Annotated in this window: 9 protein-coding genes and 3 rRNA genes (1 of these 12 running past the window's edge); 6 read left to right on the forward strand and 6 right to left on the reverse strand. The window is 58.3% G+C overall.

The annotated features are described in order from the left end of the window. Nucleotides 1-141 precede the first annotated feature (141 nt). Nucleotides 142-480 (forward strand): hypothetical protein, encoded by a 339-nt coding sequence (locus tag ACZ89E_RS21965; protein ID WP_054050336.1) that lies wholly within the window; start codon nucleotides 142-144, stop codon nucleotides 478-480. 157 nt (nucleotides 481-637) lie between these two features. On the opposite strand, the gene lapD is transcribed toward ACZ89E_RS21965, so the two are convergent. After that, nucleotides 638-2584: a cyclic di-GMP receptor LapD gene (gene lapD / locus ACZ89E_RS21970; protein ID WP_149661515.1), complete on the reverse strand. Its 1947-nt coding sequence runs from the start codon at nucleotides 2582-2584 to the stop codon at nucleotides 638-640. Nucleotides 2585-2598: 14 nt separating this feature from the next. Continuing rightward, nucleotides 2599-3291, reverse strand: coding sequence for a cysteine protease LapG (gene lapG, locus ACZ89E_RS21975; RefSeq protein WP_476256446.1), 693 nt, complete (start codon nucleotides 3289-3291; stop codon nucleotides 2599-2601). A 266-nt stretch (nucleotides 3292-3557) separates the two neighbouring features. On the opposite strand from lapG, the gene ACZ89E_RS21980 reads away from it, so the two are divergent. From ACZ89E_RS21980 to ACZ89E_RS22000, 5 genes are all read left to right on the forward strand, one after another. Beyond that, nucleotides 3558-4259, forward strand: coding sequence for a GntR family transcriptional regulator (locus ACZ89E_RS21980; RefSeq protein ID WP_149661513.1), 702 nt, complete (start codon nucleotides 3558-3560; stop codon nucleotides 4257-4259). A gap of 763 nt (nucleotides 4260-5022) precedes the next feature. Continuing rightward, a complete protein-coding gene (locus ACZ89E_RS21985; RefSeq protein ID WP_149661512.1) occupies nucleotides 5023-5799 on the forward strand; it encodes a DUF3050 domain-containing protein in 777 nt (258 codons plus the stop codon). Further along, nucleotides 5796-6725, forward strand: coding sequence for a diiron oxygenase (locus tag ACZ89E_RS21990; RefSeq protein ID WP_476256447.1), 930 nt, complete (start codon nucleotides 5796-5798; stop codon nucleotides 6723-6725). The genes ACZ89E_RS21985 and ACZ89E_RS21990 overlap by 4 nt, the downstream gene beginning before the upstream one ends. Nucleotides 6726-6738: 13 nt before the next feature. Next, nucleotides 6739-10149, forward strand: a complete 3411-nt coding sequence (locus ACZ89E_RS21995) for an amino acid adenylation domain-containing protein (protein ID WP_476256448.1) — start codon at nucleotides 6739-6741, stop codon at nucleotides 10147-10149. 22 nt (nucleotides 10150-10171) lie between these two features. Continuing rightward, complete coding sequence (locus ACZ89E_RS22000) at nucleotides 10172-10639, forward strand: SRPBCC family protein (RefSeq protein ID WP_463259006.1); 468 nt, start codon at nucleotides 10172-10174, stop codon at nucleotides 10637-10639. Between the two features lie 57 nt (nucleotides 10640-10696). On the opposite strand, the gene ACZ89E_RS22005 is transcribed toward ACZ89E_RS22000, so the two are convergent. The 4 genes from ACZ89E_RS22005 to ACZ89E_RS22020 form a co-directional block, all read right to left on the reverse strand. Then, nucleotides 10697-12577 (reverse strand): methyl-accepting chemotaxis protein, encoded by a 1881-nt coding sequence (locus ACZ89E_RS22005; protein WP_476256449.1) that lies wholly within the window; start codon nucleotides 12575-12577, stop codon nucleotides 10697-10699. A 296-nt stretch (nucleotides 12578-12873) separates the two neighbouring features. Further along, a 5S ribosomal RNA gene (gene rrf, locus ACZ89E_RS22010) occupies nucleotides 12874-12989 on the reverse strand. 107 nt (nucleotides 12990-13096) lie between these two features. Then, nucleotides 13097-13212 (reverse strand): 5S ribosomal RNA (gene rrf / locus ACZ89E_RS22015). Between the two features lie 153 nt (nucleotides 13213-13365). Next, nucleotides 13366-16046 (reverse strand): 23S ribosomal RNA (locus ACZ89E_RS22020); it runs 211 nt beyond the window's last position.

The raw sequence follows: 16046 nt of genomic DNA on the forward strand, positions 1-16046 counted from the left end.
TAAAACGGCCGCCCTTATGGGGCGGCCGTCACGTTTGCGCCTATGTCACCGGTGACGATTTCGTCGCCGCACCGCATACTCGCCACCAGTTGGCCTATGCTGCTGACAGCATGACGCTGGTCCATTTCTGAGGGATGCTCAATGTTTTACGTGCAACGCGATGCGCAAGGCCAATTGGTGCGCGTGGAAGCCGCGGCCTACGCCGAGGCCACGGAAACACTGCCGGCCGACAATCACGAGATTCAGGCCTGGTACGCCAACGAAGTGATGGAAACCAGCCTCAAGCAGCTCAAGCAGAGCGACCTGGAAATGATCCGGGTACTCGACGACTTGATCCAGGTGCTGACCAGCAAAGGCGTGATCCGCGTCACCGACCTGCCGGCCGCCGCCCAGGCCAAGCTGATGGACCGGACCCAGGCCCGGGAAGCGTTGGGTGGGTTGAGCCATTTGATTGATGATGATGAGACGGGGTTGATCTAAGCAATCAAACCTTGTTGATCGTTCCCACGCTCTGCGTGGGAATGCAGCCCGTGACGCTCTGCGTCACAACGGTGCCAGGCGCAATGCCGACAGTGAGGCTGGAACGCGGAGCGTCTCTGGAGGAACTCCCACGCAGAGCGCGGGAACGATCAGCGGGTTACTTCCAGGGCTTGGGCTCACCAAACAACTGCCCCTGAACCCCATACAACCCCATCTCGCGAATCACCGACAGCTCCCCCTCTGTCTCGACCCGCTCGGCTATCAACGGCAAATCAATGCTGTGCGCCGCCCGCTGGATCGCCTCGATGAACAGACGCTTGTCACTTTCCTGGTCAATCGCCCGAATGTAGCTGCCATCGATCTTCAGATACGCCAACCCCAGCCGTGCCAGGTTGCCGATCATGCTGAACCGCCCGCCAAACCGTTGCAGGCTCAGGGAGAAGCCCAGCTCGCGCAGACGCCGGGTCAGTTGTTCCAGCACCGCTTGTTCGGGCAATTGCTCTTCGCCGATTTCCAGGGTCAGGCGCTCACCCTGGTTCGAGTGCTGACGCAAGATCTCGAAGACTCGATTCAACGCCTGCGGATCCGCCAGGGTCGCCGACGACAGGTTCAGCGCCAGGGACTCTTCATGCCCGGCCATTTGCTCCAGCACCAATTCCAGCATCAGCCGATCCAGCCGCGCGGTCCAGCCAAAGCGCTCCAGCCACGGCAGAAAGCGTCCGGCGGGGATGGTCTGACCCTGATCATCGATCAAGCGCGACAACACCTTGTAATGCAGCACCAGTGTGGTGTCTTGTGCCGCCACCACCGGTTGGAAGTACAACTCGAAGCGCTGCTGATTCAGCGCCACGTCCAGCAAATTGTGCCAGGCATGATGGTCGTCGCCGACACTGGCCGAGGCGCTGTGGTCCAGGCACGCCCAGCTCGATTCGCCCTGGCCTTCGGCCTGCGCCAACGCCTGATCCGCCAGGCCGAGCACCGCTTGCGGCGAGTCGCCATGAACAAACGGCGCCAACCCGATGGACGCCACCGACGCCACATCGGTGGCACCGGTCGCGTGCAAACTGGCCAATGCACTGTCGAGGTTCTGTGCCAGTTGCAGCGCTTCTTCGCGCACCAGGCCCGGCGCCAGCACGGCAAATTCGCCGCCGCGAATCCGCGTCACGAGGTTCTGGGTTTCCGGGTACTTGGCGCACTCGCGGGATAATTGCTCGCCCACCGCTTTCAATAAATCATCGGTGCGTTGACCGCCCAGGCGCTGGTTCAAACCGGCCAGGTCCTTGACTCGCAACAGCAACAGATAACCGGAACTGGCCTGCTCCGGGTTGCTCACCCGGGCGTTCAATTGCATTTCGAAATAGCGCCGGTTGGCGAGGCCGGTGAGGTTGTCCTGATACGACTCGACCCGCAGTTTTTCGCTGCGCTCGGCCTGCTCCTGGAACAGCGCCTTGAGCTTCTCGACCATCTGGTTCATCGCCTGCACTACCCGGCGCAGTTCCGGGGTGCGCGGCAGTTCCGGCAGGCTGAGGAACTCGCGACGGGCAATGGCGTGGGATTGCTGGACCATGTAGTCCAGCGGTTTCAATTGCCGACGCAACAGCAGCGCGCCCAACACCGCACTCACCGCGCCGCAGATCAGCAACCAGCCGAGACTACCGAGCGCGCTCTGCCACAACTTGGCCAGGGCGAACATCGGGTGGCTGACCACCTCGACCCGCGCCGCTTGTTCCCAACCCCGGCTGACCAGTGCATCACCACCGGCCGGCTCCAGGCCAATCATTTTGACGAACCAGTCCGGCACGTTGTTCACCGCCGGAATACCGCTGCGCTCGACGATGGTCTGGTCGGTCTTGAGGTCGACCACGCGGATGCTCGCGTAGTAGCCGCTGTCGAAGATCGAACTGACCAGCAACTCGACCATCGCCGGGTCATCGATATTGGGCGTCAGGGACAATGCGAGCGCCGTGGCGGCGTCCTGGGCGTGGGAGCGCAACTGGTTGACGTACTGGGTGCGCGAGCTCTCCAGGCTGACCATGAAGCTGCCAGTGAAGGCGACCACAAGGAACAGGCAGATAGCGATCAACAGCTGTTTGAACAAAGACATCTGAGCGCGTGCTCCTAGTTAGTCGTCTCGACCGGAAATCCTTCGGCCTGCATTTTCTTCAACACATCCTGCCAACGGGACAGGCGCTTGGTGTCGCCGACTTTCTTGTTGCCCTTGGCACCGGGCAAGTACAAGCCTTCAGCATTGAAAGAGTAGACCGGCAGCAAATCGGTTCGTTGGCTGGCGGGTTTGATCTCGTTGATCAGACTGTCGAGCACCAGCGGCATCGCCTCGGGCGTCGAATAGTAGGTCAATACCATGTGCGCCCGATTCAGGCGCAACGCCTTGACGTAGGTGATGCGCAGTTTGTCACTGGACACCCCGAGATGGCGCAGGCTGAAGTATTTGGCGATGGCGTAGTCTTCGCAGTCGCCGGCGCCTTTCCACAAGGCTTCGATCGGGGTTTCCCAATAGTCGACTTCGTGCCACAGGTCGATGTCTTCTTCGTAGCGCATCTGTTTGTTGAAGAACTGGTTCACCACGTTGAGCTTTTCCATCTCGCCGACCTGCTTCTGGGTCGCCAGCAAACGCTGCCAGGCATCGATGCGTTGCTGCCCCTCGCCCAACGGCCCGTAAATGGCCTGGGCGCGACGGCTGATCAGGGAAAAATCCCAGTCGGCATGCAACCCGCCCAGCATGACGCCGGCCAGCAGCAGCGCGCAGCACAGCCAGCGCATCATCCGAGGGATCGCGAAACGTACCGCCAATGCAAGGCATCCAGGGTAGGCAGGTGGGAATCGGTTGATGGTGAAGGTTAGCTCGATAAAAGACAATGGCACGGTGCAATCACTGTTGCCACGCTAGACTTGATATGTGGCTGATCATAAAAAGATTGCCGCGCAAGACAGATCCTACAAAGTGACGGGCGTGAGGTATTGTTGCAGCGTTCTTTTACAAGGTTTGACAACGTGTATAACAGTCACTAGTGTCCATTGGATCCAATAATAACTTCATTCATTCAGGGTGCGTAGTAGTGACACAGAAGCCCAATCCGTTAAACAGCATCAAGGTCAACGGGCCGATACCCGCTCATCTGGCGCGTTCGGTTATTGAAGAAACCCTGCGCTCGGCCATTCTCGACGGGCGCATCCCGTGCGGTACCGCCCTGCGCCAGCAAGACTTGGCCGACCTGTTCGGTGTCAGCCGCATGCCGGTGCGCGAAGCGTTGCGCCAGCTCGAGGCGCAAGCGTTGCTCAATGTGGTCGCCCACAAAGGCGCCGTGGTCGCCGCGCTGGTTCAGGGCGACGCCGCTGAAACCTATGAACTGCGCATCCTGCTTGAATCCGAAGCACTGCGCCGCTCGATTCCCTTGCTTGAAGCCGCCGATTTCGAACTGGCTGCCCGCTACATCGACGAATTGGAAACCGAGCACAACTACACCGAGCTCGGTCGGCTCAATCGGCTGTTTCACATGACCTTGTACAACAAGGCACCCAATCGCCGGTTATTGCGCCTGGTGGAAGACGGGTTGAACGAAGAAGAGCGCTTCCTGCGCTTCAACCTCGAAGCGATGGGCCTGGGCAAGCTGTCCCAGGAAGATCACCGGGACCTGTTGCGAGCCGTCGAAGACCGGGACACCGAACGCGCGGTAAAACTGCTGGAGCATCACCTCAATCGCGGTGTCGAGGTCATCACCCAATACCTCGCCAGCTCTGTCGCCCAGAAAAAACCTTGAAGTAGTACGACACCCCGCGCGCGGGCGAGCCATTGCGCTCGCCTTGCCTGGCTGATACCCGTCCTGGGTTACTCGGCGAATAGCTTTCTTACAAATCCCCTGTTCACTTATCTCTGATCGCCCGTGCGATGCCGTTCCTGCCAGTCCTGAGTCCCGCCTGCAACGCCCCCTTCCAGCTCGATAAATGCAGTCATCGAATGACGCACCAACGATAGCGGCTGCCGCCATTTACGCTCACTCTTGGGCCTGCCAACCCAACAATGACGGATGACGCGCCGCAGCCACGGCGCAGTCAACGCACCAAGAACCTACGGAAGGAGTCTTGCCACGGGAAAGGAAGTCAACGGCGTACTCCCGGCCAACTTCCATCCCCTCAGATCACACCAACGATTGCAGTTTTAAAGTTGCTCTGAGTGAGGCATTCACTCTCTTATTCGATTCTGACTTATATAAGCCGGAAGGAGCAACTTCATCCAAATAAAACTTGAGCCAGAAGTTTTATCGGAACTTGTCGCGCCCGCGAAAGTTGAGCTTTCAAATAATATAAAAATAACTTGCCGGGAACTTTATTGATGTATTAGTTTTTCTCCGCCGACATTGGATCCAGGCGCAAGCCAGATTCCACAAGGCCCGCAAAGACTGTTTCATTACTTAAACACATCAATTCGATTGAGGCCCGCGCTCGCCAACAGAAAACATTAACCCACTGTCGCTTATTGATTACGTCCCACTTTGGTATTCCCACTAACTTATAGGCTCGCCCATGAAACCGACTAAAGACCGTCTCAATCAAAAGAAAGCAGAACTTAGCGCCCACCCGATTTTTGGCGAAATACATTCGCTTTCCATCCTGCAGCGCTTTATGGAAACCCACGTCTTTGCGGTCTGGGATTTCATGTCGCTGACCAAGCGCCTGCAACAGGAACTGACCTGCGTTCAACTGCCCTGGCTGCCGCCGCGAGATCCGCAGGCAGCGCGACTGATCAACGAGATTGTGCTCGGCGAAGAGTCCGATGATCGTCCCGCCAATGGTCACTACAGCCATTTCGAGTTGTACCTGGATGCGATGCGCGAAGTCGGTGCAAGTACCGCGGCGGTGGAACGTTTCGTGGCGCTGCAGAAGGAAGGCGTGAGCTACGACGTGGCCCTGCAAAGCGTGGACGTCGACCCCGCCGCCGCACAGTTTGTGCGCGACACCTTGCACACCGCGCTGCATGCCCCCGGCCATAGTGTGGCTGCCGCGTTTTTGCATGGTCGCGAGAGTGTGATCCCGCAGATGTTCCAGCGGATTCTCGACGACTGGGGCATTGGCATCGAACAGGCGCCGACCTTCCGTTACTACCTGGAACGCCACATCGAAGTCGACTCCGAAGACCACGGCCCCGCAGCGGAAAAACTCCTCGCCCGGCTGATCGATGGCGACCCGCAACGCCAGGAAGACGTGTACGCCAGCGCCATCGCCGCCGTGGAAAGCCGCATCGCCCTGTGGGATGGCTTGCGCGTCAGCATGAGTGAATCCGTCGGTGAGGTGAGCGCATGAACGCTGCCGACTACCAATCCTTCGCCGACGCCTGGGAAAGCCGCGCCACCATCCGCACCCGCCCTCGGCGCGTGCTGGAGAACGACACCAGGCTGATCTATCCGTTGAGCCGCCAACCCTTGGTGCTGAGCGAAACCTTCCTGCGCGAATGCCCGGAACAACGGGACTTCGCCCTGGTGCAGACGCTCTACAAGTTCATCAACGACGTGGTGATTTTCGAAACCGAGATCGTCGACAAGACTGCCCGCAGCATCGCCAAGAATCGCTTCACCGTGGCCTTCCCGTTCGCCTGCCGCTACGACGCCATGACTGTGGTGATAGACGAGGATTACCACGCGTTGGTGGCGATGGATTTCATGCAGCAAACCGTGGCGATGACCGGCATCACGCCGATCGAATTGCCGGATGAAATCGAGCTGAGCCGGGCGATTCCGGCCGCGGTGGCGCTGGCCCCGGAACACCTGCGCAGCGCCGTGGAACTGATCTGCGTGGCCATCGCCGAGAACACCGTGACGGGTGACGTGGCGGCGTTCGCCAAGGACGACACGGTCAAGCAGTCGATCAAGGGGCTGATGGCCGATCACTTGCTGGACGAGGGTCGCCACTCGAGTTTTTGGGCGCGTCTGGTGCGCATCTACTGGCACACCGCGAGCGAAGCCGACCGCCAGTGCATCGCCCGGATCCTGCCGGTGTTCATCGGCCATTACCTGACCAACGACCTTCAGAAGTCCTTCGACTTTCGCCTGATCGAGTCCTTGCAGATCAGTGACGCCGCGCGCCGGGCACTCAAGAGCGAAGTTTCGGGGCTGGCCTTCCCGATCAATCGCCATCACCCGCTGGTCGCCAACATCGTGCGGTTCTTCCGCAGCAGTTCGCTGCTCGATTCGCCGTGCGTTCAAGAAGCCTTGAGCGACTACCTGGTTTAACGAGGAGAACATCATGAGACGTCTCGACATTGTGCTTATAGGGCAGAGCCAGGCCTTGACCGACCTGGCGCTGGAGCTCGAACAACATGGACATTCACTGGTACGCCTGACGGATGTCGGCGAGCCAGGGTTGGGCAGCGTCGATTTGGTGATCGACGATGCCAGCCTGGCCTTTCCCGACTTCGGTGAAGTGCCGCGATTGACGTTGCAGCTGGGTGTTGGTGAGGCTTCGGGCCTGCCAACTCTGGACCTGCTGTGCACCTACGGCAGGACGCTGTTCACACGCGTACCGATTGCCGAGGAACCTTCCGGTAACGGACAGGCGTTACGCTTGCGTGCGGTGGCGGATCTGGTGGACCACGTGGCACTGCTGATCAGCCGTTTTTCCCGGGATACCGAGTATTTTCAATTCGCCGAAACGACGGCACCCGCGCACTTCGAACGCGTGGAAAACCTGCTGTTTCTGGAGCACTTGGCCTTCGTCCACCAACTCAATCTCACGACGAATCCCGAGCTGCTGCAACGGGGCCAGATCCCGATGATCGAGCGGCTTGTACAGCGCTTTATCCACTGCGCCGAACGCCCCGCGCTGAACATCGCCGGCACCTCGCTCAGCTATCGTCAATTGCATGCCCATAGCCGTGCGATCCAGCAGCGTTTGCAGCCGTTGCTCGATCAACATCAAGGGTCGTTGGTGGTGGGTATCTGCCTGCCGAAAAGCAGCGCGTTGTACGCGGGGATCCTGGCGATTCTGGGCAGCGGTGCGGTGTACCTGCCGCTGGAGCCGAGCCATCCGCTGCAACGTCAGCAATACATCCTGGAAAACGCCGGGGCAGTGTTGCTGCTGCATGATGGCGAGCATCCCCTGGCGGGTCAGGTGCCAGGCCTGGACATCAGCCGTATCGACATCGCTGACGCGGATCTCGATCAACCGTTGATGCGCCGACGACCCTCCCTCGATGCGCCCTGCATGGCGCTTTACACCTCGGGCACCACCGGGCACCCGAAAGGCGTGTTGCTCAGCCAGGCCAATCTCGCGCACTTCACCGCGTGGTACGCCGACTACGTGCAGCTGACGGAACAGAGTCGAGTGCTGCAGTTCTCGTCGCTGAGTTTCGACTCGTCGCTGATCGATATTTTCCCGACGCTGCTGCAGGGCGCCGAGCTGATCGTGCCCAGCGATGATCAACGCCGTGATCCGTTGCAACTGGTTGAACTGATCCGTCATCAGCAACTGAGCCACGCCTTCCTGCCGCCGGCGCTGTTGAGCATTCTGCCGCTGGATCAGTTGCAGGTGCTGGATCATGTCATGACGGGCGGCGACGTCTGCGAACCCTACGTCATCGAGCAACTGACCCGCCAGGGCAACCTCTACAACCTCTACGGCCCGACCGAAGCCACGGTGCTGATCACCGCGCGGCAACTACGGCCCGGCGACAACAACCGCACCCTCGGCGGCCCGATTGCCAACAGTCAGGTGCTGATTCTCGATGAGGATTTTCAACCCGTCGCCGAACAGACCGTCGGTGAGTTGTACATCGTCGGCCCGGGCGTGTGCCTGGGTTACCTGAACAACCCGCAGCAGACCGCCGAACGTTATCTGGACCTGAGCCTGCCGACCGGTGAAAGCCTGCGCGCCTACCGCACCGGCGACATGGCGAAGTGGACGGGCGACGGTATCGAGCTGTGTGGGCGGCGGGACAATCAGGTGAAGATCCGCGGCTTCCGGGTCGAGCCGGAAGAGATCGAACGCTGCCTGCGCGACAGTCACCTGTACCGGCAGGTGGCGGTGGTCATCGACAGCCAGCGGCGGATCCTGGCGTTCCTCGCCCAACCGCAGGAAGAGCAACCGGGTGCCGCGCGCGAAGCGTTGAAGGCCCACGCCGTGCAGTTCCTGCCGGACTACATGCAACCGGTTGCCTGGACCGAACTGGCGAGCATGCCATTCGCCAGCAACGGCAAGGTTGATCGCAAGGCGCTGCTGGCGCTGCCGGTGACCGTGTTGGAGAACAGTGCGCGTCGGTTACCGGCCAGTGCCGATGAAGCGTTGCTGCTGGAGATCTGGGCCGAGTTGCTGGAGCTGCCGGCCAGCGACATATCCACCGACGAAAGCTTCTTCAATCTCGGCGGCCACTCGATCCTGCTGTCGCGCATGTTGCTGCGTTTGCGTGAGGAGTTCGGGCGCAGCATTTCGATCAATCGCTTTATCGAGTTGCCGACGATTGCGAAGTTGGCGACGTTGGTGCGCGGCTCGGGCACCGAAGAAGTGTTAAGCGAGCAGGCGATGGCCGATGCCTTCCGCGAACTGGATATCCAGCCGTTGCCAGTCAGCCGCATGGGCGATGTGCACAAGGTGATCGTCACCGGCGCCAACAGTTTTGTCGGCGTGCACATCGTCGAGGCGTTGCTGGCCTGGGGCGCCACTGAAGTTGCTTGCCTGGTGCGCGATGGCGGCGGGCAATCGGCGGCCGAGCGCTTCGCCCAAGCATTGCGCGAGAACCGGTTGGAGCATCTGGACCTGCATCGGGTGCGGGTTTACGCGGCGGACATCACGCGTCCGTTGCTGGGGCTTACGCAGGACGTCTACGAGCGCCTGGATCGAGAGTTCGGCGCACTGGTGCACAACGCGGCCAACGTCAATCACGTGCTCGATTACGAGTCGCTGGCGCGGGACAACGTCGAGCCGATTTTCGAGTGCCTGCGTTTGTGTGAAGGGCGCAGCAAGAAGATCTTCAACTTCGTCTCGACGCTCTCGGCCTCCAGCACGATTTCTGACGATGGCCGGGTGCTGGAACTGCCCGCCGCGCAAACGCCACCGATCTACATCAAGAACGGCTACAACCTGTCGAAATGGGTTGGCGAGCGGATCCTGGAGCGGGCACGGGAGCGGGGGGTGCGGGTCAACCTGTATCGCCCCGGCAACATCAGTTTCAACAGCCTTACCGGCGTCTGCCAGCCGCACAAGAATCGCTTGATGCTGATGCTCAAGGGTTCGATCCAGCTCGGCCAGGTGCCGGAGTTCTCCCTGAACTTCGACCTGATGCCGGTGGACTTCCTCGCTCGCTTCATCGCCTTCCATGCCAGCCGTTATCAGCCGGAACACGCGGTGTTCAACCTGCACAACCCCGAACCGCTGAGCTGGGATGCCTACGTGGATTCGTTTCGCGAGGCCGGTCGGGAGTTCTCGATGGTCAGCGTCGCCGACTGGCAGCAGCAACTGGGCCGGGTGGATAGCGAAAACGCGCTGTTCGGTGTGTTGGGGTTCTACCTCAACGGCTTTGAAGAAGACATCGGCGACATCTCGATGATCGGCCACGACAACGCTCAGGCCGGTGTCCGGCAGATGGGCGCGCACTACCCGCAAAAGTCCCCGGCGCTGCTGCGTCGCGGCTGCGATTACCTCAAAGAAATCAACTTCATCTGAACCACCCAACTGGAGCAAGACCATGAAAACCCTGCAACCCGATACCCTGATCCAAAACCCACACGGCTGCCACGTGGCGTCTTCGGTGGACGTGCCGGCGGACGCTTCGAAGGTCTGGGCGGTGGTCGGCGACTTTGCCGGCTTCGATAAATTCATCCCCGCGCTGTCGCACATCGAGATGACCGGCGAAGGCGTGTCGTCCCTGCGCAAGAAAGTCTTCAAGGACGGCAATCTGGTGGTCGAGCAACTCAACTCCCGGGACGACCAGGCGCTGAGCATGACCTGGACGACCATCTACAACACGCTAGGCGTAGCCAACTTGTGGGCGGCGATGAACGTGGAATCCCTGGGGGCAGGCAAGTCCCGGGCGACCTGGACCATCATCGCCGAACCTGCCCAGGGTGGCGCCGAGGCGCTGCCGGGGTTCCAGGACTTCGTGCAGGGGTTTGCCGATGACGCGATGAACAATGTGCTGAAGCTGTTTGCGTAAGGCATGAAAAAGCCCGCTGTGGAGATGATCCGCAGCGGGCTTTTGTACATCGTTGGATCAGATTTTGAAGCTGTCGACCAATTGCTTCAAACGGTTGGCTTGCAACGACAGCGCATCGCAATCCTTCAACGTTTCATTGAGGTTGGCCACGCTTTGCTGGTTCAGCAGGTTGATCTGGTTGACGTCGACGTTGAGGGTTTCCACCACCGCGGTCTGCTCTTCGGTCGCCGCGGCAACCGATTGGTTCATGCCGTCGATCTCGCCGATGCGCTGGGTCACGCTGACCAGACGCAAACCGGCCTGGTTCGCCACTTCAACGCTCTCTTCACTGGAGACCTGGCTGGCGTTCATGGTGGTCACCGCTTCGCGCGAACCGATCTGCAGCGAGGTGATCATCTTGTGGATTTCTTCTGCCGATTCCTGGGTGCGATGGGCGAGGTTACGCACTTCGTCCGCCACCACCGCAAAACCACGACCGGCTTCACCGGCACGGGCCGCTTCGATGGCCGCGTTCAGGGCCAGCAGGTTGGTCTGCTGGGAGATGCCTTTGATCACATCCAGAATGTGCCCGATGTTGTCGGTGCTGGCATTCAGGGTTTCGATCTGGGTGCAGGACAGGCTGATTTTCTGCGACAGCTCGGTCATGGCCAGAATGGTTTTCTCCACCACCTGACGACCGTCGTCGGCCTGCTCGCTCGCGCCGCTGGCGTGCTGCGAAGCATCGGCGGCGTTGCGCGCAATTTCCTGAGTCGCGGCGCCAAGCTCGTTGATCGCGGCAGCCACACTGTTGGTGCGGGCGCTTTGTTCATCGGAACCGATGATCGAGGCGTTGGACGAGGCCATCACGCGTTGCGACAGGTCGTGGACCTGACGGGTTGCGGACGACACTTCGGAAATCGACGCGTGAATCCGTTCTACAAACTGGTTGAACGCACCGCCCAGCTCGCCGAATTCGTCTTTGCTTTCCACGGCCAGGCGGCGGGTCAGGTCACCTTCGCCCTGGGCGATGTCTTTCATCGCACGGCCCATAGTGGTCAGCGGGCGCATCAATACGTTGATCAGCAGGCTCAGCAGCACGGCAATGGCGCTCACGGCGATAAACATCGCGATGAGTGCCGAGGTACGGAATTGGCTCAGTGGTGCGTAGGCCTTGTCCTTATCGATCGACAGACCGATGTACCACTCGGCATTCGGCAAGCCACTCACCGGGGTGAACGAGAGGATGCGGTCCTGCTTGTTCAGGGTGACGTCCTGATTACCCTTCTCGATGCGTACGCTGGAACCTGGGTAGATGTCTTTGAGGTTCTTCATCACCTGATCTTTGTCCGGGCTGACGATCACCTGACCGTCGGTGCTGACCAGGAATGCGTGGCCGATACCACCGAAGTCCACCGAGTTGATGATCTTCACCAGGGTTTCCAGGCTCAGGTCACCGCCGACAACGCCGAGCAGTTCGCCGTTCTTTTTCACCGGCATGGCGATGGTGACAACGAGGCCACCGACCGCGGCCATGTAAGGCGGGGTCAGCATGGTCTTGTCGGCAGCGACGGCCTGTTTGTACCAGGGACGCTGACGTGGGTCGTAGCCATCCGGCATCTTCGCGTCAGGGCGCTGGGTGAATACACCGTTGGCCTGGCCGACGTAGGTGAACTGGAAGTTCGAGGTGAAGGCGGGTTGATCCACCAGTCCTGGCAGATCGGCATTCGCCCCTTGGTGAGCAACGTTCTGCGCCAGGTTCTCCAATACCAGCACGCGGCCGCTCATCCAGTTCTGAACGCTGCTGGCGGTCAAGTCGCCCGCTTGCTGCACGGAGGATTCGAGATTCTGCCGGATGGTGTTTCGCTGCAAATAGTCGTTGTACAAAGTGAACAACGCGAAAGCCAGCACCACGACGCCTGAAGCGGCCAGCAGGATTTTATGGCTGAACTTGAGATTCATTTCATGGGACTTCTTATGCAAAAAGTGGGGATGCGTTCCGGATTGCAACATTCCATGTAACAGCGCAGGCAGCTTTCTGAGGCCGCTCTACTTTGGTGCACGCATGTCTCACCAGTTTTTCGGCACGAGTAGGAGAAATCTTAGGGGTTTGTATGAAATGGATGACATTCACGCCAGTTTCCCGCCGAACGGTGTACTTGAGCGTCTGGATCGGCATTGCTGGCGCTTGAGATTTTGTCGGCGCCAAAACGACAAAACCCCTGTCTGCGTTAGCAGACAGGGGTTTCGGAATTCAATCTTGACGATGACCTACTCTCACATGGGGAAACCCCACACTACCATCGGCGATGCATCGTTTCACTGCTGAGTTCGGGATGGGATCAGGTGGTTCCAATGCTCTATGGTCGTCAAGAAATTCTGTGACCAGCCCGTTACCGCAGCAACGTGCCAGCAAAAAAGGTGACTTCTACTAAAACAAAACCCCTACCTGCATACGCAGATAGGGGTTTCGGAATTTAATCTTGACGATGACCTACTCTCACATGGGGAAACCCCACACTACCATCGGCGATGCATCGTTTCACTGCTGAGTTCGGGATGGGATCAGGTGGTTCCAATGCTCTATGGTCGTCAAGAAATTCGGGTACTGAGTCGCGGCCAGCTGGCCTCGCTTCAGCAAATTGGGTATGTGATAGCTTTCGGTGTTTTGTGAGTCTTTCGAACTTTCGGTTCGTTTCGTCTTCACACACCGCAATCTGCTCTTTCGACGCAAATTGCTTGGGTGTTATATGGTCAAGCCTCACGGGCAATTAGTATTGGTTAGCTCAACGCCTCACAGCGCTTACACACCCAACCTATCAACGTCGTAGTCTTCGACGGCCCTTCAGGGGACTCAAGGTCCCAGTGAGATCTCATCTTGAGGCTAGTTTCCCGCTTAGATGCTTTCAGCGGTTATCTATTCCGAACATAGCTACCCGGCAATGCCACTGGCGTGACAACCGGAACACCAGAGGTTCGTCCACTCCGGTCCTCTCGTACTAGGAGCAGCCCCTCTCAAATCTCAAACGTCCACGGCAGATAGGGACCGAACTGTCTCACGACGTTCTAAACCCAGCTCGCGTACCACTTTAAATGGCGAACAGCCATACCCTTGGGACCGGCTTCAGCCCCAGGATGTGATGAGCCGACATCGAGGTGCCAAACACCGCCGTCGATATGAACTCTTGGGCGGTATCAGCCTGTTATCCCCGGAGTACCTTTTATCCGTTGAGCGATGGCCCTTCCATACAGAACCACCGGATCACTAAGACCTACTTTCGTACCTGCTCGACGTGTCTGTCTCGCAGTCAAGCGCGCTTTTGCCTTTATACTCTACGACCGATTTCCGACCGGTCTGAGCGCACCTTCGTACTCCTCCGTTACTCTTTAGGAGGAGACCGCCCCAGTCAAACTACCCACCATACACTGTCCTCGATCCGGATAACGGACCTGAGTTAGAACCTCAAAGTTGCCAGGGTGGTATTTCAAGGTTGGCTCCACGCGAACTGGCGTCCACGCTTCAAAGCCTCCCACCTATCCTACACAAGCAAATTCAAAGTCCAGTGCAAAGCTATAGTAAAGGTTCACGGGGTCTTTCCGTCTAGCCGCGGATACACTGCATCTTCACAGCGATTTCAATTTCACTGAGTCTCGGGTGGAGACAGCGCCGCCATCGTTACGCCATTCGTGCAGGTCGGAACTTACCCGACAAGGAATTTCGCTACCTTAGGACCGTTATAGTTACGGCCGCCGTTTACCGGGGCTTCGATCAAGAGCTTCGCGTTAGCTAACCCCATCAATTAACCTTCCGGCACCGGGCAGGCGTCACACCCTATACGTCCACTTTCGTGTTTGCAGAGTGCTGTGTTTTTAATAAACAGTCGCAGCGGCCTGGTATCTTCGACCGGCATGGGCTTACGCAGTAAATGCTTCACCCTCACCGGCGCACCTTCTCCCGAAGTTACGGTGCCATTTTGCCTAGTTCCTTCACCCGAGTTCTCTCAAGCGCCTTGGTATTCTCTACCCAACCACCTGTGTCGGTTTGGGGTACGGTTCCTGGTTACCTGAAGCTTAGAAGCTTTTCTTGGAAGCATGGCATCAACCACTTCGTGTTCTAAAAGAACACTCGTCATCAGCTCTCGGCCTTAGAATCCCGGATTTACCTAAGATTCCAGCCTACCACCTTAAACTTGGACAACCAACGCCAAGCTGGCCTAGCCTTCTCCGTCCCTCCATCGCAATAACCAGAAGTACAGGAATATTAACCTGTTTTCCATCGACTACGCTTTTCAGCCTCGCCTTAGGGACCGACTAACCCTGCGTCGATTAACGTTGCGCAGGAAACCTTGGTCTTTCGGCGTGGGTGTTTTTCACACCCATTGTCGTTACTCATGTCAGCATTCGCACTTCTGATACCTCCAGCAAGCTTCTCAACTCACCTTCACAGGCTTACAGAACGCTCCTCTACCGCATCACCTAAGTGATACCCGTAGCTTCGGTGTATGGTTTGAGCCCCGTTACATCTTCCGCGCAGGCCGACTCGACTAGTGAGCTATTACGCTTTCTTTAAAGGGTGGCTGCTTCTAAGCCAACCTCCTAGCTGTCTAAGCCTTCCCACATCGTTTCCCACTTAACCATAACTTTGGGACCTTAGCTGACGGTCTGGGTTGTTTCCCTTTTCACGACGGACGTTAGCACCCGCCGTGTGTCTCCCATGCTCGGCACTTGTAGGTATTCGGAGTTTGCATCGGTTTGGTAAGTCGGGATGACCCCCTAGCCGAAACAGTGCTCTACCCCCTACAGTGATACATGAGGCGCTACCTAAATAGCTTTCGAGGAGAACCAGCTATCTCCGAGCTTGATTAGCCTTTCACTCCGATCCACAGGTCATCCGCTAACTTTTCAACGGTAGTCGGTTCGGTCCTCCAGTTAGTGTTACCCAACCTTCAACCTGCCCATGGATAGATCGCCCGGTTTCGGGTCTATTCCCAGCGACTAGACGCCCTATTAAGACTCGCTTTCGCTACGCCTCCCCTATTCGGTTAAGCTCGCCACTGAAAATAAGTCGCTGACCCATTATACAAAAGGTACGCAGTCACCCAACAAAGTGGGCTCCCACTGCTTGTACGCATACGGTTTCAGGATCTATTTCACTCCCCTCTCCGGGGTTCTTTTCGCCTTTCCCTCACGGTACTAGTTCACTATCGGTCAGTCAGTAGTATTTAGCCTTGGAGGATGGTCCCCCCATATTCAGACAAAGTTTCTCGTGCTCCGTCCTACTCGATTTCATGACTAAGAGATTTTCGCGTACAGGGCTATCACCCACTATGGCCGCACTTTCCAGAGCGTTCCGCTAATCTCAAAGCCACTTAAGGGCTAGTCCCCGTTCGCTCGCCACTACTAAGGGAATCTCGGTTGATTTCTTTTCCTC

The organism is Pseudomonas sp. TE3899, assembly GCF_056279105.1.

Coding starts and splice junctions, on each gene's coding strand:
- ACZ89E_RS21965 (WP_054050336.1), top strand. CDS start 142: ATGTTTTACGTGCAACGCGATGCGCAAGGCCAATTGGTGCGCGTGGAA.
- lapD (WP_149661515.1), bottom strand. CDS start 2,584: ATGTCTTTGTTCAAACAGCTGTTGATCGCTATCTGCCTGTTCCTTGTG.
- ACZ89E_RS21985 (WP_149661512.1), top strand. CDS start 5,023: ATGAAACCGACTAAAGACCGTCTCAATCAAAAGAAAGCAGAACTTAGC.
- ACZ89E_RS21990 (WP_476256447.1), top strand. CDS start 5,796: ATGAACGCTGCCGACTACCAATCCTTCGCCGACGCCTGGGAAAGCCGC.
- ACZ89E_RS21995 (WP_476256448.1), top strand. CDS start 6,739: ATGAGACGTCTCGACATTGTGCTTATAGGGCAGAGCCAGGCCTTGACC.
- ACZ89E_RS22000 (WP_463259006.1), top strand. CDS start 10,172: ATGAAAACCCTGCAACCCGATACCCTGATCCAAAACCCACACGGCTGC.
- ACZ89E_RS22005 (WP_476256449.1), bottom strand. CDS start 12,577: ATGAATCTCAAGTTCAGCCATAAAATCCTGCTGGCCGCTTCAGGCGTC.